Raw genomic sequence first — 24725 nt, forward strand, 5'->3', positions numbered from 1 at the left:
ATGCCGCTGATCCCCGCCGTCTCCGCATGGAATCCCTCCCCGTTGCAGGACCGCGTGGTGGTGATCACCGGTGGTGCCCAAGGCATCGGCCGTGGCATCGCGCAGGCGGTGCTGGGCGCCGGCGGCAGCGTGGTGATCGGCGACCTGGATGCCGATGCCGGCAAGGCCTGCCTGCAGGAGTGGGCGTTGCCGCGGCGCAGTGCCTTCGTGCGCTGCGATGCCGCGCGCGAACCGCAGGCAGCGCGCCTGATCGCCACCGCGCTCAGGCGCTTCGGGCGACTCGATGGCCTGGTCAACAACGCAGGCGTGGCCGATCCGCATGTGGCGCCCTTGCCGCAACTGGACTGGGACGAATGGAATCGCAGGCTGGCCAGCCTGCATGGCGCATTCCTGTGCAGCAAGCAGGCCTTGCCTGCCTTGGCGCAGGCCCAGGGCGGCGGTGCGATCGTCAATATCGCCTCCACCCGCGCCTGGCAATCGGAGCCGCATAGCGAGGCCTATGCCGCCGCCAAGGGCGGGCTGGTGGCCTTCACCCACGCCTTGGCGCTGAGCGAAGGCCCGCAGGTGCGCGTCAACAGCATCAGCCCCGGGTGGATCAGCACCGACGCCTGGCGCGCGCCGCAGCGCCGGCGCACACCCAAGTTATCGCGGCGCGACCATGCCCAGCATCCGGCCGGACGCGTCGGCACGCCGGACGACATCGCGCAGCTGGCGGTCTATCTGCTGTCGCCGCAGCTGTCGGGCTTTGTGACCGGGCAGGACTTCATCGTCGATGGCGGCATGTCGCGCAAGATGCAGTACGTCTAAGGAGTGCCGCGCATGCCGGGATCGGCGCATGCGCACTCAACGGCAACGCGGCTCAGGCCTGCGCGCCGCGGCCGAACAACACCGCAAGATCCTCCGCCGCCAGCGCGCGCCATTGTCCGGACGGCAGGCCATCCAGCGACAAGCCACCGATGCGGCTGCGGTGCAAGGCCACCACGTGGTTGCCGGCGGCGGCGAACATGCGCCGCACCTGGTGATAGCGACCTTCGTGCAAGGTCAGGCGTGCCTGGCGCGGGCCGAGCACGTCCAGTTCGGCCGGCAGCAGCGGCTTGGTTTCGCCTTCCAGCAGGAGCGTGCCGCTGGCAAACAGCGTCGCTTCGTCGCCGCGCAGGTCCTCGGCCAGGGTGACGTCGTAGACCTTGTCCAGCGCCGACTTGGGCGAAATGATCCGGTGCAGCAGCGCGCCGTCGTCGGTCATCAGCAACAGGCCGCTGGTCTCGCGGTCCAGCCGCCCCACCGGCGCCAGCACCGGTGCGCGCGAGCGGAAGCGCGGCGGCAGCAGTTCGTAGATCAGCCGGCCGGTGTCCTTGGTCGAGCAGGTGTAGCCGCCGGGCTTGTGCAGCAACAGGCTCAGACCCGGTGGCGGATCCAGCGGCTCGCCATCGATGCGGATCGCATCGTGCTCCACCTGATCGTCGGCATACAGCACCTCGCCGGCGGCATCGGTGACCGCGCCCTGGCGAAACAGCTGGGTCACCTGCTTGCGGCTGCCGTAGCCGAGATTGGCGATGTGCTTGACCAGCTTCATGCGCGCGCTCCGCGGCCGCGGATGGCGGAAATCAGCTTGAACCCATCGCGTTCGGCGGCCACGCGCACCTGCCCGAAACTTTCGTTGAGCACGTATTCGTAGGGCAGATGCCGGTTGGCGACCAGCAGCAGCTGCCCACCCGGGCGCAGCGCCTGCGCGGCCACGGCAATGAAGCGCTGACCGATATCCGGGCGGTCGGCGCGCGAAGGCGTGTGGAACGGCGGGTTGCTGACGATGAAATCGTACTGCGCCGCCAGGCCGGCGGTGACGTCGCGCCAGTGGTACTGCAGCTGCGCCGGATGCGCGATGGCCTGCAGATTGCGCTGCGCCAGGGTGAGTGCACGCGCCTCGGCCTCGTACAGATCCAGTCCGGTGACCTTGGGGCAACGCGCCAGCACCTCGGCCGACAGATAGCCGAAGCCCGCGCCCAGGTCGGCACCGTGCCCGGCCAGCGTGCCCGGCAGATGCTCGACCAGCAGCGCCGAGGCAGGATCGATGCGGTCCCAGGCGAACACACCGGGGCGGCTGACGAAGCGCCCGTCCAGGATCGGGCGCGGCGCATCCAGCGCGGCCCAGCGCGCCTGCAGCGCCGCATCGGTGTCGGCGGGCAGCGGCGGGCTCCAGTAGGTGCGGCAATGGTGCTTGGTCAGGCTGCCGGCCAGGCCGGTGAGCTGACGCAGATCGGCCTCGCCCGAGCGCGCGCCCTCGTTGTTGGACTGGCAGGCCACCACGCGGCCGCCCGGCGCGGCCAGCGCCACCGCGCGCGCAAACAAGGCACGCGCTTCCTCGCGTTGCCGCGGCGGCAGCACCAGCACCAGGGCGTAACGGGTGCTGTCGGCCTCGATCTGGCTCTCTTCGCGCACGCTCCAGCCATTGCGCTCCAGCGCTTCGGCAAACGGGCGAAAGCTCTGCTCGCAGGTCAGTGCATCGGCCGCCGCATGCGCGCGCAGCGGAAAGCCGTCGCGCGCGCGCAGGAACAGCACCGGGCCGCTGGGCCACGGCAGCACGCCCTGGGCAAAGGGCAGAAACAGGGCTTGAAGCGGGGCATCGTGCGGGCCAGCCATCGGATCATCGGGTCGGGAACAGGCTGCCATTGTAAGGGAGCACTGCCTGTCCCCCCGCCCTGGTGCTGGTTTGAACCGGCGTTCGATTGCGTGACCTGCAGACCGCGGCCCTTCCAATGTCTATACGGACTATTGATGCGCACGCAACATCCGCCCACCTAGGCTGGAATCACACCAATACCGGAGAGACGCGATGCGAGCCCTGTTCGTAGGTGGAGTGGTCGACAACAGCGAAATGGATCTGGATGACACCCCACCACCGATGCATTACCCCGAAAACACCGGCGCGGGCCGGCCGCGTTACCGCCTGCACCAGGTCGGCGAGCGCGATGACGGCAGCGTGGCGTATGCGGTCTATGGCGCACCGGAGATGGCCGATGAAGACATCAGCCGGATCACCGAGGAGCGCGGCTATGCACGACGTTTCAGCGCGTCGCCCGAATCGCCGCGCTGAGCGCACCGGCGCAACAGCGCGCGCGATAGCGGAACGCGCATGAAAAAACCGGGCCTGGGCCCGGTTTTTCCTGTTTGACGGCCTGGATCAGCGCGTCTTCGGTGTCACCCGCCAGATCACGTTCCCGACATCGTCGGCCACCAGCAGCGCGCCGGTATTGTCCGGGCTCACGCCCACCGGGCGCCCCTGTGCATTGCCCTCGGCGTCCAGGAAACCATCCAGCACGGTGATCGGCGTGCCGCTGGGCTTGCCGTCGGCAAACGGCACGAACAACACCTTGTAGCCGCTGGGCGGATCGCGGTTCCACGAGCCGTGCTGGCCGATGAAGGCGCCCTGCCGGAAGCGCTCCGGCAGCAGGCTTCCGCTGGCAAAGCTCAGACCGAGCGAAGCGGTATGCGGGCCCAACGCGTAATCGGGCTTGAGCGCCTTGGCCACCAGCTCGGGGTTTTGCGGCTTGACCCGCTCGTCCACGTGCTGGCCGTAGTAGCTGTACGGCCAGCCATAAAAGCCGCCATCGCGCACCGACGTAAGGTAGTCGGGCACCAGATCGCTGCCGATCTCGTCGCGCTCGTTGACCACGACCCACAGCGATTTGCTCTGCGGCTCCCAGGCGGTGCCGACTGGATTGCGCAGGCCGCTGGCAAACACGCGGCTGCTGCCGGTGGCCGGGTCGATCTCCAGGATCGCCGCACGGTTGAGTTCGGCCTCCATGCCGTTTTCGGCCACATTGCTGTTGGAGCCGACGCCGACGTACAGCTTGCTGCCGTCGGCACTGGCCAGCAGCGACTTGGTCCAGTGGTGATTCAGCCCACCAGGCAGATTGGCCACGAAGGTCGGCTTGGCGGTGATATGCGTCTCGCCGGGCTTGTACGGGAAGCTCACCAGCGCATCGGCATTGGCCACGAAGAAACGATCGCCGACCAGGGCCATGCCGAATGGCGAAAACAGGCCGCTGATGAACTGGGTACGCACTTCGGCCACGCCGTCGCCGTCGGCATCGCGCAGCAAGGTGATGCGGTTGGCGCTGGGCACCACGGCACCGGCTTTGCTCATCATCGCGCCCTGCACCTTCTTGCGAATGCCACCGCCTTCGGCGCTGTCCGGTTTGGGCGGCTCGGCGGTTTCGGCTACCAGCACGTCGCCGTTCGGCAGCACATAGATCCAACGCGGGTGGTCCAGATCACGCGCGAACGCGGCAACCTGCAGGTCGTCGGCGGCGATCGGCTTGGCGTTCTCGGTCCAGCGCTTGACCGGCGCCACCTTGACGGTGGGGATCAGGCGTTTGACCGGCTCGGGCAATTGCGGGTTCGGCCCGGTCCCCTGTTCGATGGCAAGCGTGGCGGTGTCGCCGCAGGCGGCGAGGACGGCGACGGTCAGTAGCGACAGCGGCCAGCGGGCGAGCTTCAACGCGGGAGCATTCATTGCGCGGGCAATCCTGAACAGTTGCGACAATCGGCCATCATGCCGTCACCGCCACGACGAGAAGTAAACACATCGTCAATGCATCGTTCAGGGCGCGGCTTGCGGATCACTGCCCAATGGCAACGGATGCACGGCCACGATGCGGTCCATCCAGATCCAGTGCGGCTCCTGTGCGGCGTCCAGCTGGTCGATGCGCAGCTGGCCGTTGAGCCCTTCGCGCTGCTGGTCGTCCAGGTAGGTCTGGATGCTCGGGCGCACCGCGACGGTGCCGCTGATCATGCTGCCGTCGTCGAGTTCGACGCGGACGCGCTCCTGGCCACCGAGCAGCGAGACCCAATGTTCGAGCGTGGCAATCTGCACTTGTTCCGAATAGACGTGCGGGGCGTATCTGGACATGGCGTCATCTCCATCGAGGGAGTGCATCACGCTAGGCCACATGCTGTGAAAGAGGCAGCAAACAGCCCCCTTCGACCGGTTGCGGATCTGTCGCCGCGACGGCGCGGCATCAGACCCGCCTCCGGCCTCACTCCACCGATTCGCGCGCGGCGCGCACTGCGGTGACCAGCTGGGCGACGCTGTAGGGCTTGGCCAGATGCTCCTGGAAACCGGAGTCCAGCGCGCGCTTGCGATCGTCGTCGCGTGCCAGTGCGGTCACGGCCACCGCCGGCAGTGCTGCCGCATCCAGCCCCAGGTTGTCGCGCACGGTGCGGATCAGCCCGTAGCCGTCCATCCCCGGCATGCCGATGTCGGTCAGCATCAGATCGAAGCGTGCGTGGCCGCGATGATCGATCAACGCCAGCGCATCGGTGGCGCTGCCGGCGGTGACCACTTCGGCGCCCTGCTCTTCCAGCAGGCGGCGCAGGTAGTCGAGCATGTCCGGCTGATCTTCCACCGCCAGCAGGCGCAGGCCATTGAGCGCACGCGCTTCGATGATCTGCTCGGACATCAGCCGCCGGCGCAGCTCGCGCCGCGGACGCCTGGCCTGGTCGGGAACATGCTCGGGCAGGCGCACCGTGAACGTGGCGCCCTTGCCGCGCCCGCCACTGGTGGCGCTGACCTGGCCGCCATGCATTTCCACCAGCTGCTGCACGATCGCCAGGCCCAGGCCCAGGCCGCCGTGCTGGCGCGTGGTGGTGCCGTCGGCCTGGCGGAACCGGCCGAACAGATGCGGCAGGAATTCGGCTGCGATACCGTCGCCCGAATCGCGCACCGACACCAGCACGTGGCCATCGTCGCGCTCGATGGTGACGTCGATGCGGCCATGCGCCGGAGTGAACTTGATCGCATTGGACAGCAGATTCCACAACACCTGCTGCAGCCGCGTGGCATCGCCCAGCACCAGGCACGGCGTGGACGGGGCATGCACCTCCAGCACCTGGTCCTTGCCCTCGGCCGCCAGCTCCTGGGTGTTCAAGGCTTCGCGCACCTGCTCGGCCAGGTCCAGCGACTCGACCTCCAGCTGCACCTTGCCCAGCAACATGCTGCTGAGATCGAGCATGTCCGAGATCAGGCGTTTCTGCGCGCGGGCGCTGCTGGCGATCACCGACAGGCCCTTGTAGTTGGGATGGCCTTCCTCGACCCGCTGCAGCAACAGCTCGCTCCACCCCAGGATGGTGGTCAGCGGCGTGCGCAGCTCGTGCGACAAGGTGGCCAGGAATTCGTCCTTGAGCCGCGCCATGCTCTCGGCTTCGTTGCGCGCACTACGCTCGGATTCGAGCAGTTGCTCGCGCGCCAGTTCGATCTCGCGCTGTTCGGTCACGTCCGGGCTGCTGCCGGCCAGGCCGATGAAGCGCCCGTCGGCCGAGTAGCGCGGCGTGGCGGTCATCTCGATCCAGCGCCACTGTCCGTCGTGGCGCCGCGCACGCACCAGCGCGTGCAGGCCGCGCTGTTCGTCCAGCGCGGCGGCGAGTTCGAACTGGAAGATCGACAGGTCGTCCGGATGCAGCAACTCGCTCCAGGCCGAGACCGTGCCGCTGGAAATGTCGATGCCGAAGAATTCGCCATACGCGCTGTTGACGAAGCGCACCACGCCTTGCGCGTCCAGCACCCAGACCGGCATCGGCAGGCCGTCGGCCAGCGCGCTGAAGCGGGCCTCGCTCTCGGCCAGCTCGCGCTCCACCCGCTTGCGCTCGGTGATGTCCATGAACAACACCGCCACCCGCGCCTGCTCCGGCTGACCGACCCGGAACGCATCCACCGAGTACCAGCGGCGCAGCGCCTTGGCCTGCATTTCGAAGTGGATGCGGTTACCGGTGCGGGCGACATGGCCGTAGCGGTCGAACCACTCCTGTTCGTGATCGGCCAGCATGCCGCGAATGGACACGTTCACTACGTCAGACAGACCGGTGTAACGCTCGAACGCGTCATTGGTCATGCGGAACACGTAATCGACGGCCTGGTCGCCATCGAACACCATGTCGATGACGCAAAACCCCGCATCCAGGTTATGGAAGATCTCGTGGTACATCCCCGGGTCGAGGAAGGGCTCGGCGGATGCTGCCGGGAGGCCGGTGGCCAGATCGGGGCGGGTGGTCGAGGTGCTCAAATCGGGATCCAGGGGTGATGCCAGGGCGGATGACGGGCAGATGAAAGCACGCACGGTGTCGTCAGCGGGTGCACAGCCAGCCGACCCGGTTCACACGCATCCAGCCGGTTCCCCGGCGATCACCACAACAGCGCCGCGCACAGCGCGATGCATGCCGCCAGCACCACGATCCCGGCGATCACGCCGCGGAACACCCACTCGCCTTCGCGGCGCAATTGCTCGTCCATCCAGCGCTGCGCTTCTTCGCGCCAGGCGGTGGAGCGCGCGTACTCGGCGTCGAGCAACAGCAGCCTCACCCGCGACAGGCCGAGCTTGGCGCATTCGCTGCGGCAGCGCTCGCTGAAACCATCTTCGCCGGTGGCGACCTGTGCGCCCAGCGGCAGCTGCAGTTCGAGTTCATGCCTGGACATAACGGGGACGCTCCTGATCAAGCTCGTGTTCCAGCGCCATCCGCGCCAGTTGGGTGTAATTGGCACGCGGACCCTGGCCCCGGCCGGTGAGCATTCCCTGGTAATCCAGGTCCTGCCACACCCGCCCGGTCCACTCCACGCAATCCTCGGCAATCACCAGCATCAGCGAGTAGCGATACTCCAGCCCGTTGGCAGCGGTGTAGGCGTAGACCGGCGGAAACTGCACCGCCACATCGCCCTGGCGCGCCAACGCGGCCAGGTGCTCGCGCAAGGCCTCGCGCGGCGAGGCCCCCGGTGCCAGGCGCAGCGTGCGCGTTGCCAGGTCCAGGTCCACCTCGCTTTGCAGGGCGACGAAGGCGGCCGCCCCGGTGGCGGGGTTGTGGCCGTGCTGCTTCGCCCAGTCGATGAACTGCAGGCGCACGTCCGACGGCATGTGTGCCGGCGCCGAAGAGGCTGATTTTGTGCGGAAAGAGTGGGTGTCCATGCTGGCGATCTTCCCGGCTGCGCCGTGAAGCGCAGGCGCAGGCGCAGTGAACCCGCCGTCATGGTGCCGACGCCGCGGATTAACCGCGTGGCAATGGCCTGCCAGGCCTTGCGCGGCAAGCGTTGCCGGCAAGCAGACGCGCCCCCACACTGCAGAAACGCCCGGTACTTCCACGTACCTTCCGCTTGGAGACTTTCCATGAAACGTTCCAGCCTTTGCGGCGCCAGCCTGTTGCTGGCAGGACTGCTCGCGGCAACCGGCGCGCAGGCACGTGTACGTAACGTCACCGATCCACAGGCGCCGCGCGCGGTGAGCGGCGACGGCAAGGTCGATGTCCGCTGGACCGATCCGGCACAGTTCTCCGAAGTGCGCTTCAGCGGCAACCGCTGGGAAGCACAGCGTGGCGACTGGGTCACCCAGCTGGCGAGCTATTTCCAGCAGAGCGCCGCGCGCAAACTCCCCGACGGCCAGCGCCTGAGCGTGACCATCACCGACATCCGCCGCGCCGGCCAGTACGAGCCCTGGCGCGGGCCACGCATGCAGGACGTGCGCATCGTCAAGGACATCTACCCGCCGCGCCTGAGCTTCAACTACACGCTGACCGGCGCCGATGGCCAGGTGATCGACCAGGGCGAACGCAAGCTGGTGGATTCGGCGTTTCTGATGAGCGGACCGCGCCTGACCGACAGCGACCCGCTGCGCTTCGAGAAGGCGATGATCGACGACTGGGTGCGCAAGCAGTTCCGCGGCGACCGGAACACGGCCGGGCTGTGAGCCACGCTAAAGCCCCTCTCCCGACAGAAGAGGGGTTGGGGTGAGGGTACGGGGCGAAGCTCACGTGTCGTTCCAAATGCCTGTGGCTTCGCACGTCTCCTCATCCTCCCCTTCGAGGCAGCTTCTCCCGATGGGAGAAGGGACACACCTCACCGCGTGATGCCCTCGCCCACTGCAGCCTCGCCCACATACACCCGCGGCACGCGCTTGAGTCCGCACAGCAGCTGATACGCGCTGACATTGCACTGCGTTGCCAGCGGACTGACGCGCGGCGCGTCTCCCCAGAGCTGCACGCTGGCACCGATGTCGGTCTGCGGATGCTCGGTGAGATCCACGGTCAGCATGTCCATCGACACGCGGCCGATCAGCGGGCAGACCTGTCCATCCACCAGCACCGGCGTGCCGTTGGGGGCGAACTGCGGATAGCCGTCGGCATAGCCCATCGCCACCACGCCGACGCGGGTCGGCCGCTCGGCGACGAAACGGGCGCCGTAGCCCACCGGTTCGCCGGCCGGCAGCTCGCGCACCGAGATGATGCGCGAGCGCAGCGTCATCACCGGACGCAGCTGCGCGGTGATGTCGGTGTCCTGCGGGAACGGGTTTGCGCCGTACAGCATCAACCCCGGACGCGACCAGTCGTTGCGCAGCGCCGGCCAGCCAAGCAGGCCGGGCGAATTGCGCAGGCTGGTTTCCGCAGGCATGCCGCCGGCGGTCAGCGCGAACGCCACCGCCTGTTCGTCGGTGCGGCTGCACTCCAGCTCGTCGGCGCGCGCCAGATGGGTCATCAGCACCAGCGAGGCGATCTGCGGCAGCCCGCGCAGACGCAGCCACGCCGCACGGAAATCTTCCGGCGACAGGCCCAGCCGGTGCATGCCGCTGTCCAGCTTCAGCCACACCCGCAACGGACGCGGGCTCTGGAACTCGGCCAGCGCGCGCACCTGCTGCGGCGTGGCCGCCACCGTCCACAGATCGTGCTCGGCAATCAGGCGCAGTTCGTCGTGTTCGAAGAACCCTTCCAGCAGCAGGATCGGCGCGCGGATGCCGGCCTGGCGCAGCTCCAGCGCTTCTTCGATGCAGGCCACCGCAAAGCCGTCGGCCTCGCCGTCCAGCGCCTGCGCGCAGCGCACTGCGCCGTGGCCGTAGGCATCGGCCTTGAGCACCGCCAGGGCCTTGCTGTTGCCCAGCCGCCTGGCCAGGCGGTAGTTGTGACGCAATGCGTCCAGGTCGATCAACGCTTGCGCAGGACGCACTACGCGGCCTCCTGCTGCGCGCGTGCGCTGCGTGGCGACAGGTAACGGAAGATGTCCAGGCCTTCGCTATCGATGTCGGGCGTACGGCCCTGCATCAGGTCGGCCAGGTAGCGGCCGGACCCACAGGCCATGGTCCAGCCCAGGGTGCCGTGGCCGGTATTGAGGAACAGGTTGGCATATGGCGTGGCGCCGACCACCGGCGTGCCGTCCGGCGTGGCCGGGCGCAGGCCGGTCCAGAACTCGGCCTGGGCCAGATCGCCGGCGCCGGGAAACAGGTCGTTGACCACCATCTCCAGCGTGGCGCGGCGGCGCGGATTCAGCGACAGGTCGAAGCCGGCCACCTCGGCCATGCCGCCGACGCGGATACGGTCGTCGAAACGGGTCAGCGCGATCTTGTAGCTCTCGTCCAGCACCGTGGAGGTCGGCGCGCGCTGTGCGTCCACGATCGGAATGGTCAGCGAGTAGCCCTTGAGCGGATACACCGGCAGATGCAGGCCGAGCGAGAGCAGCAGGTCGGCCGAATAGCTGCCCAACGCCAGCACGTAGCGGTCGGCGGTTTCGATGCGGCCATCGATCTGCACGCCGGTGACGCGCCCGCCTGCGTGCTGCAGATGCTCGATCTGCTGCCCGTAGCGGAACTCCACCCCGGCCTGCGTGGCTAGTTCGGCCAGGCGCTGGGTGAACAGCCGGCAGTCGCCGGTCTGGTCTTCGGGCAGGCGCAAGGCACCGGCCATCTGCGCGCCACCGCCGGCCAGGCCCGGTTCGAACTGCGCGATCTGCGCCGGGGTCAGCAGCTCGTAGGGCACGCCGTACTGGGCCAACACCTCGATGTCCTGCGCGGCGCCATCCAGTTGCTGCTGGGTGCGGAACAGCTGGGTGGTGCCGAGCTGGCGGCCTTCGAATTCGATGCCGGTGCTGGCACGCAATGCGTTCAGGCAATCACGGCTGTAGTCGGACATGCGCACCATGCGCGCCTTGTTCACCGCATAGCGCTCGGCGGTGCAGTTGCGCAGCATCTGGCTGAGCCAGGCCAGTTGTCGCAGGTCGCGGGTAGGCCGGATCGACAACGGTGCATGCTGCTCGAACAGCCACTTCATCGCCTTGCCGGGCACACCGGGCGCAGCCCATGGCGAGGTGTAGCCGAACGACAGCTGGCCGGCGTTGGCATAGCTGGTCTCCAGCGCCGCCGCCGGCTGGCGGTCGACCACGGTGACCTGGCAACCGGCCTGCGCCAGATACCAGGCCGTGGTGGTGCCGATGACGCCGCTACCGAGAATGAGCACCCGCATGTCGTTCTCCTGGAAAGGGTATTCCCCCACAACCAGGCGCCGAGGGGGATAGTTAGACGCAGTATATTGCGAGCCAGGCAGTGCCATTTCTGGAATCAGCGCACCTTGGCAGTGAATCCTCCTGTCAAAACTTGTGGAAGCAGACCCGATGACGACCCGCACCCGCGAGCTGGACAAGATCGACCGCAAGATCCTGCGCATCCTGCAGCAGGAGGGGCGGATTTCCTTTACCGAACTGGGCGAGCGGGTGGGTCTGTCGACCACCCCCTGCACCGAGCGCGTACGCCGGCTGGAGCGCGATGGCGCCATCACCGGTTACTACGCGCGGCTGGACCCGCACTATCTCAAGGCCAGCCTGCTGGTGTTCGTCGAGATCAGCCTGGCCTACAAGTCCGGCGACATCTTCGAGGAGTTCCGCCGCGCCGCGCTCAAGCTGCCCAACGTGCTGGAATGCCATCTGGTGTCAGGCGATTTCGACTACCTGCTCAAGGCGCGCATCAGCGAAATGGCGTCGTATCGCAAGCTGCTCGGCAGCACCTTGCTGACCATGCCGCATGTGCGCGAATCCAAGAGCTACATCGTGATGGAAGAGGTCAAGGAGACCCTGGCGTTGCCGATCGAGGGCTGATGGCTGGGATTCGGGATTCGTGACAGCGTGGGTCAGCGCACCACGCGCATGCCGTCGCCGGCCGGAACCGCGTCGTAGTAGCGCCCGGTCTTGGTATCCAGCACCCGGTTGGCGCCAGCCGGCTGCATGCCCTGCAGCAAGCGGCCATTGCGGTCGTAGACCATCGGCGCGCTGGCCGGCGCAACCTGGCTGCCGGCCGGTGCCACCGGCGTCTGTGCCGGGCCACGGCTCGGAATGGTGGGCGCGGACGGGCGCTGGCCGAGCTGCGAGGGCACCGGAGCCGTGCCCGGCGCAGGCTGCACGGCGCGCGGTGCGGTCAGCGTGGGCTGGGCGGACGTGGGGCTGGTGATCGGCTGCAGGGTATTGGACGCGCGTGTGCTGGTGGCCGATTGCGCCGTTGCCGCGCCTGCGGCAAGCAACAGACCACACAGCAGCAGGCCGCGCATCGAAGAAGGAATCGCCATGACGGACACCGTGCTTGATCGAGGAGTACCGTCTGGATGGGGGCGCCGATGTACTGCGGCAATGCGGGAGATTGGCTGCGGGATGAACGCGTTCGTGAGGTGATAGCGGCGCGAAAGCATCCTTCTCTCAGCGGGAGAAGGTGGCGCGCAGCGCCGGATGAGGGTGCGTGCAACACCTGGCAATCAGTACGGGGCCATGGCCTCGCCGCCGCACCCTCAGCCCGACCCCCGCTCCGCGCCCCGGCCTGCGCCAGCGGCGCAGGCGCACCAGGGCACGCGCGCCAGTGGCGCGCAAGCTGTGCCGTGGCGCCCCGGCGGGAGAGGGGCTTGGTCACCCGCACGCTTGAACCATGCCGACAACGCCCACATCACGGGTGCAGGCGCGGCACCCCTGCCAGCGCGCGCATGCGAGAGCCCCATGAGCCAGTTCGATCTGACCCCTCCCTCCCCCGCCCAGCGCGACGCCCTGATCGCCGGGCTCAGCGACGAGGAACAGCGCGTGCTGCTGCACCATGGCACCGAAGCGCCGTTCTGCGGGGTGTTCCTGGATAACAAGCTCGACGGCGTCTACACCTGCCGCCTGTGCGGCTTGCCGTTGTTCCGCTCCAGCGCCAAGTTCGAATCCGGCACCGGCTGGCCGAGCTTCTTCGCGCCCTACGACGCTGCCCATGTGCGCGAGATCCGCGACATCAGCTACGGCATGATCCGCACCGAGATCGTCTGCGCGCGCTGCGACAGCCACCTGGGCCACGTCTTCCCCGACGGCCCGCCGCCGACCGGCGAACGCCACTGCCTGAACTCGGTCTCGCTGGGGTTTACCGAAAACGGCCAGGCGCTGCCCAACCCCTTGCAGCGCGAAGGCGCCGAGGCGCAACCGGCCTGAGCCGACGCGTGCCGTCCGGCACGCAGGGACTTCGTGCCGGACGCCGTGGCGCACACCTGCGCCCCGCATGCACACACCGGCAGGCGCTGCCGCATCGCCAACGCATGCGGTACGCGACAAGGCGTTGATCCATTCCGGCCACCCGGCGCGACTCGCCTGAGCCGGGTTGCGTCAGGACGCGTGTTGCAGAGACTGCTTGGCATGGGCGGTTGCACCGCGGAACCCCGTGATCCCAGGCTGCAGCGGCCCGCGGGCCACCTGGCGCGTGCAGCGCTGTTGCCGCCCATTTCCCGTGTGAAGATCCGCCGCGCCAGTTGATCGTTCAGCTACACCGCACACCTTCACGCCGTGCGCTTCAAGAATCTGCCGCGCAAGCCGAAACAACAGCAACCCTGTTTGCTTCTGGCTGCGCCATGCTCATCATCATCGGCTTCATCGTCGTCATCGTCAGTGTCCTGGGCGGCTATGTGCTGTCGCATGGCAAGCTGGGCGCGCTCTGGCAGCCGTACGAGCTGATGATCATCGGTGGCGCGGCGTTCGGCGCGTTTCTGGTCAGTACGCCCGGCAAGATCGTCAAGGAAACCTTCAGCAGCATCATGGGCGTGTTCAAGGGCCCGCAGTACAAGTCAGACGACTACAAGGACACGCTGAGCCTGATCTACGAGCTGCTCAACAAGGCGCGCCGCGACGGCTTCATGGCGCTGGAAGACCACGTCGAAAAACCGCAGGACAGCACCATCTTCGGCAACTACCCCAAGGTGGTTGCCGACCATCACCTGCTGGACTTCATCACCGACTGCCTGCGCCTGATGATCGGCAGCAACATCGAACCGCACGAGCTGGAGCCGTTGCTCGAACTGGAGCTGGAAAAACACCACCACGAGGCGCTGGCGCCCTCGCATGCGTTGAGTAAGGTGTCCGACGGCCTGCCCGGCTTCGGCATCGTGGCGGCCGTGCTCGGCATCGTGATCACCATGGGCTCGATCGGCGGGCCGATCGAGGAGATCGGCCACCACGTCGGCGCCGCCCTGGTCGGCACCTTCCTGGGCATCCTGCTGGCCTATGGCTTCGTCGCACCGCTGGCCGCGGCGATGGAAGCGCGCGCCGAGCAGGACGGGCGCATGTACGAGGCGGTCAAGACCGCGCTGCTGGCCTGCCTGCGCGGCTACAACCCGAAGATTGCGCTGGAATTCGCGCGCAAGACACTGCCCTCCAACGTGCGTCCGAGCTTTGCGGATTTCGAAACGCACCTGAAGACGATCAAGTAGGGCCGCGGTCATGGCCGAGGGCAAATCCACCGTCGTCATCCGACGGGTCAAGAAGGTGCAGGGCGGCGGCCATCACGGCGGCGCCTGGAAAGTGGCGTTTGCCGACTTCGTGACCGCGATGATGGCGTTCTTCCTGGTGCTGTGGCTGATGGCCGCCACCACCAAGGAACAGCGCGCGGCGATCTCGGAATACTTCCGCAATCCCAGCCCGCTGTCGGGCAAGTCGCCGGCGCCCTCGCCGGGCATGAACGGCCCCGGCGGCGCCAGCACCTCGATGATCAAGCTCGGCGGCACCGCCGACATGGCCAAGGGGCAGAAGGACGAAATGGGCCGCAAGCGCGACAACGCCGCCGACACCAACCAGGACAGCCGCGCCAAGGACAAGAAGCGCCTGGAAGCGCTGATGCAGGACCTGAAGGAAGCCATCGACAAGAGCCAGGCGCTGGAGCCGTTCAAGGACCAGTTGCTGCTCGACCTCACCCCGGACGGCCTGCGGATCCAGATCGTGGACAAGCAGAACCGGCCGATGTTCGACATGGGCCGCGACCAGCTCAAGCCGTACACCGTGGCGATCCTGCGCGAGCTGTCCAGCTTCATCAACCAGGTGCCCAACCACATCAGCATCACCGGCCACACCGACACCACCGCCTACAGCAGCGATGCCGGCTACACCAACTGGGAACTCAGCGCCGACCGCGCCAACGCCGCGCGCCGCGCGCTGGTGGGCGGCGGCATGGACGATGCCAAGGTGACGCGCGTGGTGGGGCTGTCTTCGTCGGTGCTGTTCGACAAGACCAACCCGCAGAACCCGATCAACCGCCGCATCAGCATCGTGGTGATGACCCAGGATGCCGAACAGGCCGCGCTGGCCGGCGCCGGCCAGGGCATTGCGCTGGGCAAGCCCACCCACGATGCCGACACCCATGTGCCGGACCTGAGTGCCGCAGCGACTGCGGCCACCACGGCGGTGGGGACACCGGCCGCGCTGCCTGCGGCAGGGCCCACCGCGGCGGCGGGCGAACCTGCAGCTGCTGAGAACGCCAAACCGCCCGCGGCAACCACCACGGTCGGCAGCACCGCGCCGGCCGCGCCGCGCGTCTCCACGCGCACCCAGCTGGCCTCGGCCACGGCCCTGGCCAAGGCTGCCGAAGCCGCCGTGGCGGCGCCGCGCACTGCCGTCGGCGAAGCGCCCCAGCGGCGCTGACGGCGGCTGAGGGCATCTGGCCTGGTGATTGCCTGGCGGCGGCTAGCGGTTGCTGGCGGCTGTACGGCTGGAGGCGGCAGGTTGTCGTGCAGACCTGACTGAGGTGCATGCCGAATTCCAGCATCCTGCGGCCGGCCGCTCCGGCTGCATTCCGGTCCCGACCAGCAGCGGCGCGCTCGTGCTCGGGCACAGGCGTGGTGTCGGCCGCTGCAGCCTGCCCGAAATACCGGCGTCGGCGCCTTCGACACGCTGGAGGACCCCACAGGAGCGTGGACTGGCGCGGCCGGGGTTCACCGGCCCGATGGCGGTACCCGAGCCGGGTTACGCACAAGCGCCTAGAATGGTCGGCCATTCCCAGCGTCGAGAACACCGTGTCCCGCAATTCCAAGGCCAAGCGCGACAAGCGCAAGAAGTCCCAACCCAAGCGCCCGATCGTCCGTCTGGGCCAGGCGCCGCAGATCGCCAACCATGCCGTGCTGCAGGATGCCGACGGCCGCGTGGTCGCGGCGATCGGCTTGCAGAACGACAGCGAATGGCTGCTGTCGATCGGCGGCCAGACCATGGGCAGCGCCGACAATCCGGTGCCGATGCTGGCCATGCTCAAGCACCTGGCCAATCTGCAGGAGAAGGAAGGCAAGACCATCTCGCTGGAATACTCCACCCAGCTGCAGCAGATGATTGACGACCTGGCCGCCGAAGACGGCAAGACCGCCGAGGAATACCTGACCACGCTGGTGTCCGAGTTCGAGAACAGCGACGCCGAGGGCGACGACGGCGAAGCCGAAGACGCAGATGCCGAGGCAAGCGATGCCCAGGCAGATGCTGACGCCGACGCCAACGTCGAAGAGGCCGCTGCCGAAACCGCAGGCGACGCGCCGCAGGACGATGCCGACGACGCAAGCGACGGCAGCAAGAAAAAGAAGACCAAGAAGGCCTGAGGGCCTGCCGGTGGCCGTCTACGTCGACGATGCGGTGCATCTGTGGCGCGAGCAGCGCTGGGCGCACCTGCTCGGCGATACGCTGGACGAGCTGCATGCAATGGCGGCGCGGCTGGGCATTCCCCGCCGCGCCTTCCAGAACAAACTCAGCGGCGCGCACTACGACGTGCCCGCACCGCTACGCACCGAAGCCATCGCGCTCGGTGCCATCGCCATCTCCCGTCACACCGATCGCGTCTTGCTCAAGGCCTTGATCGCCAATGCGCGTGCGCAGGCACGGGGCGAGGCGCCTTGAGGTGGGATTGGGGATTGGGATTGGGGATTGGGGATTGGGGATTGGGGATTGGGGATTGGGATTGGGATTGGGGATTGGGATTGGGGATTGGGGGATTCGGGGCTGGGGGGATTCGGGGCTGGGGATTGGGGATTCGCAACGGCGGTGGCCGCAACCTGATTGGCGGCGCGCCTTAGTAGGCGCGCGCCGAGCGCGAGGAGCTGTCCCGGTAACGCCCGTCGCGCGCAGGCACGCTCCTACGTGGCCATCGCTGGGCCGTGTAAGCCTCCTGGTAAGGAGGCCTGCAACGTCACGACGGCGGCACCCCCCTCTGCACCATGACGCCACGCCGTTGTAGGAGCGCGCCTGAGCGCGAGGGGCTGTCCCGGTAACGCCTGTCGCGCGCAGGCACGCTCCTACCGGGCAATCGCTGGGCCGCGTAAGCCTCCTGGTAAAGAGGCCTGCAACGTCACGACGGCAGCATCCCCCTTCTGCACCATGACGCCACGCCGTTGTAGGAGCGCGCCCGAGCGCGAGGAGCTGTCCCGGTAACGCCTGTCGCGCGCAGGCACGCTCCTACGTGGCAATCACCTGGCCGCGGACAATGCCTGCCAGACCCACGCACCCGGAGACCGCTCTCGCGAATCCCCAATCCCGACTCCCCACTCCCGGCCCTCAGAACGCCTCGTTCCCCAGCCGCACCTCGACCCCCAGCAGCGAGGTCAGCGCCAGCATGGCGTCGTCGTCGCGGCTGAGGGCGATCCAGCCGGCATAGGCGTCGCCACCGGTGTTCCAGTTCCACAGCGAGTAGCCATGCTCGCGCAGACGATCGTAGGCCACCGCCATCAGGTCCGGCACACTCAGATCGCTGGCAAACTCCTCGTCATCCAGGTCGCCGCCCCAGTCGATGCGCAGGTTCCAGCGCGCGCTGAGTTCGTCGATGGCGGCAATGAACGCGTCGGTGTCCTTCCAGTCCACGAAGAAACCCGAGCGCCAGTCGATCGCATCCTTCAAGGCCCACAACCAGGCATCGTCGCCCTCGTCGTCGTCCAGGTCGGCCTGCGCCTCGCGCCAGGTATCGAACTGGCCCAGGGCGGTGTCTTCGTCGCCGGGATTGATCAGCACCAGCAGATTCCACACCCGCGCCGGGTGGTCGTCGACATCGTCTTCGTCGCCCTCGGGCTGCAGGCCTTCGTCGTCTTCGTAGTCGGCGCTGTTATCGGGCATGGCGGTCTGGGTCCTCAGGAGTGCAGGCGTGAAGTGTGGAGGCCTGGCGGCGCGCACGCAAACCGCCCGGCGCATGCGCACGCAGTGCCGGGGCTGATCTTCGCGGCGCAGGCCCGTATCCTGTGCGGCCGAAGACGGCCATCCCGGCCGCCATGACGCCTTTCCCATGAGCGATACCCCTCCCGATCATCTGGCCATCGATGCACGCAGCCCGTTCCACGATGCCGATGCCCTCAACCGCGGCATCGGCGTGCGCTTCAACGGTGTCGAACGCGACAACGTGGAGGAGTATTCGGTCAGCGAAGGCTGGATCAAGGTGCAGGTCGGCAAGGCCCGCGACCGTCGCGGCAACCCGATGACGATGAAGATCAAGGGCGAGGTGGTGGCCTACTTCCTGGACGCCAAGGGCGACGCCAAGGCTGCTGCCGAGTAAGCGCGGCTGACCAGACTACTTCACGCTGTCCTATTGCAGAGCTGCCGGGTGGCGAGTTTGCTGCAGGCCCCTGCCCGCCCACCCTCGCAGGACACGCTGCAAGGACGTTCGTGTAGCAGCGATGACTGGCGCATTCGCAGCTGATCTGCGATTTGGCTGCAGGGTCCTTGCCCGCCCGCCATCGCGGGACACGCCGCGAGTACGTCCATGCAGGCTCTTACGCGGCATCCATGCCGCGTAAGGTCCCGCCACGGTAGGCGCGCAAGGACCAGTCGCGATGGTCGGTGTTCATGGCTTTCAAACAACCAGCAGACTTTCTGGTGCGGTGTCCTCACCGGTTGCGGGACCGCGTGGCGGCATGGATGCCGCCACCGAGCCTACATGGATGGGTTTACGCGTGTCCCGCGAGCGGCGAGGACACCGCGCACTCGCGTTTGATCTGGACTTCCGACGCGTTTGACCTGGACGTCCGACGGCATCCACCAGGATGCGGCCGACAAACCCATGCATCCACCTCTCAGGCCTTGAGCCGGTAACCGCTGCGGAAGATTGCCGCCACCACGCCCAGGCACACCAGCAGGAACAGGAAGGTCATGCCGGTGCTCACTGCGATGTGCACGTCGGCCTTGCCGTAGAAACTCCAGCGGAACCCGCTGATCAGGTACACCACCGGATTGAACAAGGTGACCTTCTGCCACAGCGGCGGCAGCATGTTGATCGAGTAGAAACTGCCGCCCAGGAAGGTCAGCGGCGTCACCACCATCAGCGGGATCACCTGCAGTTTCTCGAAGCCGTCGGCCCAGATGCCGATGATGAAACCGAACAGGCTGAAGGTCAGTGCGGTGAGCACCAGAAAGCCCAGCATCCACAGCGGATGCGCGATCTGGTAAGGCACGAACAGCCGCGCGGTGAGCAGGATCAGCAAGCCGAGCAACACCGACTTGGTCGCCGCCGCGCCCACATAGCCGATCACGATCTCCCACCAGGCCACCGGCGCCGACAGCACCTCGTAGATGGTGCCGGCCCAGCGCGGCATGTAGATGCCGAACGAGGCATTGGAGATGCTCTCGTTGAGCAGCGACAGCATCACCAGCCCGGGGATGATGAAGGCGCCATAGCTGATGCCGTCGATGTCGCCCATGCGCGAGCCGATCGCCGCGCCGAACACCACGAAATACAGCGAGGTCGACAACACCGGCGAGGCGATCGACTGGGTCAGCGTGCGGAAGGCGCGCGCCATTTCGAAGCGGTAGATCGCCGCGATCGCATGCCGGTTCATGCGCGCACCTCCACGTTGCGGGCGCCATGCACCAGGTTGACGAAGATCTCCTCCAGCGAGCTCTCGCTGGAATGCAGATCCTTGAAGTCGATGCCCTGCTCGTTGAGCCGGCGCAGCAATGCGCCGATGCCGGTCTGCTCGGCCTGGGTGTCGAAGGTGTAGACCAGGCTGTTGCCGTCGGCCGCCAGTTCCAGCGGCAGATCGCCCAGCGCGGCCGGGATGGCCTGCAGCGGCGCCTGCAGGCTCAGCGTGAGCTGCTTCTTGCCGAGCTTGCGCATCAGCGTGTGCTTGTCTTCCACCAGCACCAGCTCGCCGCGGTTGATCACCCCGACCCGGTCGGCCATGTCTTCGGCTTCCTCGATGTAATGGGTGGTCAGGATCACCGTGGTGCCCTGCTCGCGCAGCCGCCGCACCATCTGCCACATGTCGTGACGCAACTCCACGTCCACGCCGGCGGTGGGCTCGTCCAGGAACAGGATGCGCGGCTCGTGCGCCAGCGCCTTGGCAATCAAGACGCGCCGCTTCATGCCGCCGGACAGCGTGGAGATCTTGTTGTGGCGCTTGTCCCACAGCGAAAGTTCGCGCAGCACCGTTTCCAGATACGCCGCATTGGCCGGCTTGCCGAACAGGCCGCGGCTGAAGCGCACGGTGGCCCACACCGTTTCGAACGCGTCGGTAGCCAGCTCCTGCGGCACCAGGCCGATGCTGGCACGCGCGGCGCGGTAGTCGCGCACGATGTCGTGGCCGTCGGCCAGCACGGTGCCGGTGCTGGGGTTGATCAGCCCGCAGATGATGCTGATCAGCGTGGTCTTGCCGGCGCCGTTGGGGCCGAGCAGCGCGAAGATCTCGCCGCGCTGGATGTCCAGATCCACCTGCTTGAGCGCCTGGAAACCGCCGGCGTAGGTCTTGCTCAATCCCTGGATGGAAACGATGGGAGTCATGGGCTGTGCATGGCAACGATAAGCGCCACAGGTTAGGCCGCGTGCCGTGACGATGGGAGGGGGTCTGGTGGGATGGTGTCTCCCGACCCGTGGTTTGCCTGGTGCCTGGTGCCCGCTGCACACGGATAAGACCGGCAGGTTGCGCATTGCGTCGGCTCAAGGGCTGCGATGCTTACATCCTTGTGGCGCGCGCGGTGTCGTAGGAGCGCACCTGGGCGCGACGGGGCTGTCCAGAGAACGCCTCTCGCGCCCGGGTGCGCTCCTAGCGCAGCCGTAGTCATCGTCCTGGCCGCTGCGATTTCCGATTCCCGAGCCGGTACGCCTGGACGTGTGTCGGGACAGCCCGGTCGCGCCCTGGTGCGCTCCTACGATGGCCGTGGCCATTGCCCTGGCTTTTGCGATTCCCGATTCCCGATTCCCGATTCCCGCGCGCTCAAGCGCGCTCAAGCGCGCTTGCGCGACTCGATCAGATCCAGGTTGCGCACCAGCCGGCGCGACAGGTCATCGGAAATCTCGCGGCGCCTGGCCAGCTTGAACAGCTCGTTGCGCTCGGCCACCAGCGCGGCATGGCGGAACTGGCGCAGCGCCTGTTCGTAGGCACCGGCCTCTTCCGGATCGGTCTCGGCCATGTCCACCGCACCGAGCTTGCGTTGATAGCGCTGGCTGACCTGGTTGGCGGCGGCGTTGTAGCGCTCGGCATGCCGGCTGTCCTCCACCAGGCGCTGGCGCAGTTTTTCCACCGCCTCCAGCGCGGCCTGCGAGGCAGCCTTCACCGCCAGGTCTTCCTTGAGCTGTTCGTCTTCCTCTTCGGGCAGCTCCAGCCCGCGCAGCAGCCGCGGCAAGGCCACGCTGGCCACCAGCAACGACACCAGGATCACCGAGGCGGCCAGGAAGATCGCCAGCTGGCGCGCAGGAAACGGCGAGCCATCTTCCAGCATCAACGGCAGCGTGAGCACGCCGGCCAGGGTGATCGCACCGCGCACGCCGGCCAGCGAGACCGCCACCACGATGCGCCACGGCGGGCTGACATGCTGCTCGCCGCGCCACTGCGCCTTGAAGATGTTCCAGCGCAGCGACAGGAATACCCATACGAAGCGCAGCGCCATCAGGCTGGCGCTGATGGTGGCCACGTACACCGCCAGCCACCACGGATTGAGGTGCCCGGCTTCCTGCACGCTGCGCACCGCCCCGTCCAGGATGCCCGGCAACTGCTCGCCCAACAGCACGAAGATGATGCCGTTGAAGGTGAACTGCACCGTGTCCCACACCGCCGAGCGCTGCAGCCGCATGTTGCCCGGCGCGTTGCCGGCCATTTCCACGTAGCTCATGGTGACGCCAGCCGCCACTGCGGCCAGGATGCCGGAGGCATGGAAGGCCTCGGCCAGCAGATAGGCCGCGAACGGGGTCAGCAGATTGACCAGGATCGCCGAACCCGGCTCCTCGCCGAAGTGGCGCCAGATCCAGGCCTGGATGCGGCTCAGGCCGAAGGTGGTGGCCACGCCCAGCGCCAGCCCGGCCAAGGCCACCCACAGGAAGGTCAGCGAGGCGGTGGCGATCGAGAAGCTGCCGGTCAGCACTGCGGCTACCGCAAACTGGAAGCACACCAGCCCGGAGGCATCGTTGAGCAGCGACTCGCCTTCCAGGATGTGCATCAGCCGCTTGGGGATCGGCACCTTGGAGGCGATCGAGGACACCGCCACCGGATCGGTCGGCGAGATGATCGCCGCCAGCGCGAAGGCCACCGCTAGCGGCATCGCCGGGATCAGCCAATGGATCAGCAGGCCCGCGCCGACCACGGTGAACACCACCAGCCCCAACGCCAGCTCGAGGATGGCGGCCTTGTCGCGGAACAGGCCTTGTTTGGGAATGCGCCAGCCATCCAGAAACAGCAGCGGCGGCAGGAACAGCAGGAAGAACAGCTCCGGTTCCAGCTCATGCCCGGCATCGAACACACCCGAGACCACCGCGCCAAGCGCAATCTGGACCAACGGCAGGGGCAAGGAGAACGGCAGGATGCGGATCAGATAACCGCTGGCCGCGACCGCCAGCAACATGGCGAGGACGACATCGATCGAATGCATGGAAAACCCGGAAGAAAAAACAGTGCGCGTGCGGCATCGCAGAGTGCAACGCACCACCACGTGCCAACGGAAACATACCGGTTTGCACCCGGCGATGAAACCTCTGTGCCCCCTGACTGGCGCGCCACAGGCTGCGGCAGAGCTGCCATGCGCCCGTGTCGATGCCACGCGGTTGCCCATCCGTATGGCCCTGGCGCCGTTGGATACGCCAGCGGATGGACGCCGGCCCGATGGTGCGGCAGTGCCCTGCCCAGGCCCACTGCCTGACCCGATGGTCGGCCGCTGCAACGCCAGCAACGGCAACACTGCCGACCACGCACACCGCCTGCGAAAAGCGCAGTTGCTGCGTTAGCCGCCTTGCAGGCAGCTCACCGGCGACAACGCGATCAGGCGTGGCGAACGTGCTCCTTCGCATGCAGCGTCGATTGCCGCGTGGTCTCGACCGCGACGATGGAGGTTGCTTCGTGCAGTGTCAGCCTGGAAGCGAGGTGACTCCCCATCACCTCGACCACCCTGGGCTTCTGCCTGAAGGCATGCGGCCACTGCGCACCGACCATCTGCTGGCCGATGGTCCTGCCGCTGGCATCTTCCACGAGCGTGAAGTGCACCGGGTGATTGCCTGCGCCGCCATTGTCGGCATCGTCGGCATCGACCACCTCGATGTGGGCCCGCGAAAACGCGTGCCGTCGATTTTCCGCGTCATGCATCCACGAGCTTTGTGCGTGAGTCGAATTTTCCGCTTCATGCATCTAAGACCTTGTGCGTGATTCGGTGCGCCATGTCGCCCGCGAATGCGGATGCCGGACAGCGACTTTCAACACCATGATCTGCATCCACCCCCAACAAGGATGGCCGCCGTTGGCGCGAGGCTACATGGCGCAAGTGCGACGTCGCGCGCAGGAGCGTGTCCTGAACGCTGTATCGCGCACGCCTGTGTAAAGACGGCGTGATGCATCCGCGCTGCATCCACCCGCGTATCTGAGCACACGATTGCCAACCGGGCAGTCGCCTACCCAAAGGATCGATGCCTCATGAAGACCTCATTCCAGTCGCTTGCCGTCGCCACTGCCATCGCCCTGACCAGCGCAATGGCCCCCGCCTACGCCGCATCGAACCCGGCCGTGGGCGGCGCGCCGATGCTGGTGACCAAGGACATTGTCGACAACGCCGTCAACTCCAAGGACCACACCACCCTGGTCGCCGCGGTCAAGGCCGCCGGCCTGGTCGACACGCTGAAAGGCCCGGGCCCGTTCACCGTCTTTGCCCCGACCAATGCCGCATTCGCCGCACTGCCGGCCGGCACGGTGGACACCCTGCTCAAGCCCGAATCCAAGCCCACGCTGACCAAGGTGCTGACCTACCACGTGGTACCGGGCAAGGTCGACGCTGCCTCGTTGATCGCCAAGATCAAGGCCGGTGGTGGGAGCGCGACGCTGACCACCGTGCAGGGCGAGGCACTGACCGCCAAGCTCAACGGCAAGAAGGTCACCATCACCGATGCCAAGGGCAACACCGCCAACGTCACCATTGCCGATGTCATGCAGAGCAATGGCGTGATCCATGTGGTCGACAAGGTGTTGATGCCGTAACTGGGTCTTGCTGTGAAGCAGGCGGTTGCATGCACATGCCTCCATCGGCGGAACCGAGCCACGTTCCGCCGGTGGATCGACAACGATTTGCGCAAGCCGGCGGTTTAAGCGTGGAGATGAGGCATGACATGCACTCCGGTAAGCGCGGACGGTGCGCTCGACGCCGGGTGTTCCGGCGGTGCATGCCGATTTCGCACACTGGCCGCGCCTGCCTGACGGCCATGTAGCAGTCCTGCGGGCCGTTCTTGCTT

General features: G+C 67.2%; 26 protein-coding genes. 11 read left to right on the forward strand and 15 right to left on the reverse strand.

The features are described 5' to 3' along the window. The gene (locus H7A87_RS16980) at positions 1-807 is read left to right on the forward strand and encodes an SDR family oxidoreductase (RefSeq protein WP_119128356.1); all 807 of its coding nucleotides are present in this window, start codon (positions 1-3) and stop codon (positions 805-807) included. A 52-nt stretch (positions 808-859) separates the two neighbouring features. Here H7A87_RS16980 and H7A87_RS16985 read toward each other — a convergent pair whose 3' ends face one another. Beyond that, positions 860-1573 carry a pseudouridine synthase gene (locus H7A87_RS16985; protein ID WP_119128281.1) on the reverse strand — a complete coding sequence of 238 codons (714 nt, stop codon included), beginning with the start codon at positions 1571-1573 and terminating at the stop codon, positions 860-862. Further along, positions 1570-2637: a class I SAM-dependent methyltransferase gene (locus H7A87_RS16990; protein ID WP_119128280.1), complete on the reverse strand. Its 1068-nt coding sequence runs from the start codon at positions 2635-2637 to the stop codon at positions 1570-1572. Before H7A87_RS16990 ends, H7A87_RS16985 begins: the two co-directional genes overlap by 4 nt. A 193-nt stretch (positions 2638-2830) precedes the next feature. Here H7A87_RS16990 and H7A87_RS16995 point away from each other — a divergent pair, with 193 nt between their 5' ends. After that, positions 2831-3091, forward strand: coding sequence for a hypothetical protein (locus H7A87_RS16995; protein WP_104583227.1), 261 nt, complete (start codon positions 2831-2833; stop codon positions 3089-3091). A gap of 87 nt (positions 3092-3178) precedes the next feature. Here the strand turns inward: H7A87_RS16995 and H7A87_RS17000 are convergent, their stop codons facing one another. The 5 genes from H7A87_RS17000 to H7A87_RS17020 all read right to left on the reverse strand — a co-directional run bounded on the left by H7A87_RS17000 (position 3179) and on the right by H7A87_RS17020 (position 7901). Then, complete coding sequence (locus H7A87_RS17000; protein ID WP_104583226.1) at positions 3179-4513, reverse strand: sorbosone dehydrogenase family protein; 1335 nt, start codon at positions 4511-4513, stop codon at positions 3179-3181. Positions 4514-4600: 87 nt separating this feature from the next. Beyond that, positions 4601-4909 carry a DUF3247 family protein gene (locus H7A87_RS17005; RefSeq protein WP_016903450.1) on the reverse strand — a complete coding sequence of 103 codons (309 nt, stop codon included), beginning with the start codon at positions 4907-4909 and terminating at the stop codon, positions 4601-4603. Between the two features lie 127 nt (positions 4910-5036). After that, positions 5037-7070 (reverse strand): PAS domain-containing sensor histidine kinase, encoded by a 2034-nt coding sequence (locus tag H7A87_RS17010; RefSeq protein ID WP_104583321.1) that lies wholly within the window; start codon positions 7068-7070, stop codon positions 5037-5039. A gap of 107 nt (positions 7071-7177) precedes the next feature. After that, positions 7178-7468 (reverse strand): hypothetical protein, encoded by a 291-nt coding sequence (locus H7A87_RS17015; protein WP_016903448.1) that lies wholly within the window; start codon positions 7466-7468, stop codon positions 7178-7180. Next, positions 7455-7901: a hypothetical protein gene (locus H7A87_RS17020; RefSeq protein ID WP_164739102.1), complete on the reverse strand. Its 447-nt coding sequence runs from the start codon at positions 7899-7901 to the stop codon at positions 7455-7457. The genes H7A87_RS17015 and H7A87_RS17020 overlap by 14 nt, the downstream gene beginning before the upstream one ends. A 249-nt stretch (positions 7902-8150) precedes the next feature. Between H7A87_RS17020 and H7A87_RS17025 the strand changes: the two genes are divergently transcribed. Further along, positions 8151-8726 (forward strand): DUF3016 domain-containing protein, encoded by a 576-nt coding sequence (locus H7A87_RS17025; protein ID WP_104583222.1) that lies wholly within the window; start codon positions 8151-8153, stop codon positions 8724-8726. Positions 8727-8875: 149 nt separating this feature from the next. Here the strand turns inward: H7A87_RS17025 and alr are convergent, their stop codons facing one another. Both alr and H7A87_RS17035 read right to left on the reverse strand, forming a co-directional pair. Further along, entirely contained in the window at positions 8876-9976 is a 1101-nt protein-coding gene (gene alr / locus H7A87_RS17030) for an alanine racemase (protein WP_119128279.1), read from the reverse strand. After that, positions 9976-11265 (reverse strand): D-amino acid dehydrogenase, encoded by a 1290-nt coding sequence (locus tag H7A87_RS17035; RefSeq protein ID WP_119128278.1) that lies wholly within the window; start codon positions 11263-11265, stop codon positions 9976-9978. Before H7A87_RS17035 ends, alr begins: the two co-directional genes overlap by 1 nt. 148 nt (positions 11266-11413) lie before the next feature. Here H7A87_RS17035 and H7A87_RS17040 point away from each other — a divergent pair, with 148 nt between their 5' ends. Beyond that, positions 11414-11893: an Lrp/AsnC ligand binding domain-containing protein gene (locus tag H7A87_RS17040; protein ID WP_024940284.1), complete on the forward strand. Its 480-nt coding sequence runs from the start codon at positions 11414-11416 to the stop codon at positions 11891-11893. Between the two features lie 32 nt (positions 11894-11925). Here H7A87_RS17040 and H7A87_RS17045 read toward each other — a convergent pair whose 3' ends face one another. Beyond that, positions 11926-12357, reverse strand: coding sequence for a hypothetical protein (locus H7A87_RS17045; protein WP_119128277.1), 432 nt, complete (start codon positions 12355-12357; stop codon positions 11926-11928). 418 nt (positions 12358-12775) lie between these two features. Between H7A87_RS17045 and msrB the strand changes: the two genes are divergently transcribed. The 5 genes from msrB to H7A87_RS17070 all read left to right on the forward strand — a co-directional run bounded on the left by msrB (position 12776) and on the right by H7A87_RS17070 (position 16945). Next, positions 12776-13240, forward strand: a complete 465-nt coding sequence (msrB, locus tag H7A87_RS17050; protein WP_104649337.1) for a peptide-methionine (R)-S-oxide reductase MsrB — start codon at positions 12776-12778, stop codon at positions 13238-13240. Positions 13241-13653: 413 nt separating this feature from the next. Beyond that, positions 13654-14508, forward strand: a complete 855-nt coding sequence (gene motA / locus H7A87_RS17055; protein ID WP_104583217.1) for a flagellar motor stator protein MotA — start codon at positions 13654-13656, stop codon at positions 14506-14508. A 10-nt stretch (positions 14509-14518) separates the two neighbouring features. Continuing rightward, positions 14519-15712: a flagellar motor protein MotB gene (motB, locus tag H7A87_RS17060; protein ID WP_119128275.1), complete on the forward strand. Its 1194-nt coding sequence runs from the start codon at positions 14519-14521 to the stop codon at positions 15710-15712. A gap of 269 nt (positions 15713-15981) precedes the next feature. Then, positions 15982-16650: a hypothetical protein gene (locus H7A87_RS17065; protein ID WP_232087871.1), complete on the forward strand. Its 669-nt coding sequence runs from the start codon at positions 15982-15984 to the stop codon at positions 16648-16650. 10 nt (positions 16651-16660) lie between these two features. Then, the gene (locus H7A87_RS17070; RefSeq protein WP_104583214.1) at positions 16661-16945 is read left to right on the forward strand and encodes a DUF4031 domain-containing protein; all 285 of its coding nucleotides are present in this window, start codon (positions 16661-16663) and stop codon (positions 16943-16945) included. 654 nt (positions 16946-17599) lie between these two features. Here the strand turns inward: H7A87_RS17070 and H7A87_RS17075 are convergent. Further along, positions 17600-18151, reverse strand: coding sequence for a hypothetical protein (locus tag H7A87_RS17075; protein ID WP_104583213.1), 552 nt, complete (start codon positions 18149-18151; stop codon positions 17600-17602). Positions 18152-18317: 166 nt separating this feature from the next. On the opposite strand from H7A87_RS17075, the gene H7A87_RS17080 reads away from it, so the two are divergent. Continuing rightward, a complete protein-coding gene (locus H7A87_RS17080) occupies positions 18318-18584 on the forward strand; it encodes a DUF3297 family protein (RefSeq protein ID WP_119128272.1) in 267 nt (88 codons plus the stop codon). A gap of 517 nt (positions 18585-19101) precedes the next feature. Here H7A87_RS17080 and H7A87_RS17085 read toward each other — a convergent pair. The 4 genes from H7A87_RS17085 to H7A87_RS17100 form a co-directional block, all read right to left on the reverse strand. Beyond that, entirely contained in the window at positions 19102-19863 is a 762-nt protein-coding gene (locus tag H7A87_RS17085) for an ABC transporter permease (RefSeq protein ID WP_104535170.1), read from the reverse strand. Next, positions 19860-20804 (reverse strand): ABC transporter ATP-binding protein, encoded by a 945-nt coding sequence (locus tag H7A87_RS17090; protein WP_119128271.1) that lies wholly within the window; start codon positions 20802-20804, stop codon positions 19860-19862. The genes H7A87_RS17085 and H7A87_RS17090 overlap by 4 nt, the downstream gene beginning before the upstream one ends. Before the next feature lie 443 nt (positions 20805-21247). Then, positions 21248-22885, reverse strand: a complete 1638-nt coding sequence (locus tag H7A87_RS17095; protein WP_104583208.1) for a Na+/H+ antiporter — start codon at positions 22883-22885, stop codon at positions 21248-21250. A 386-nt stretch (positions 22886-23271) separates the two neighbouring features. Then, positions 23272-23634 carry a hypothetical protein gene (locus H7A87_RS17100; RefSeq protein ID WP_180496779.1) on the reverse strand — a complete coding sequence of 121 codons (363 nt, stop codon included), beginning with the start codon at positions 23632-23634 and terminating at the stop codon, positions 23272-23274. Positions 23635-23916: 282 nt separating this feature from the next. On the opposite strand from H7A87_RS17100, the gene H7A87_RS17105 reads away from it, so the two are divergent. Next, positions 23917-24474 (forward strand): fasciclin domain-containing protein, encoded by a 558-nt coding sequence (locus H7A87_RS17105; RefSeq protein WP_180496780.1) that lies wholly within the window; start codon positions 23917-23919, stop codon positions 24472-24474. Positions 24475-24725 lie beyond the last annotated feature (251 nt).

This window comes from Xanthomonas sp. CPBF 426 (genome assembly GCF_903989465.1).
Lineage (GTDB): Bacteria > Pseudomonadota > Gammaproteobacteria > Xanthomonadales > Xanthomonadaceae > Xanthomonas > Xanthomonas euroxanthea.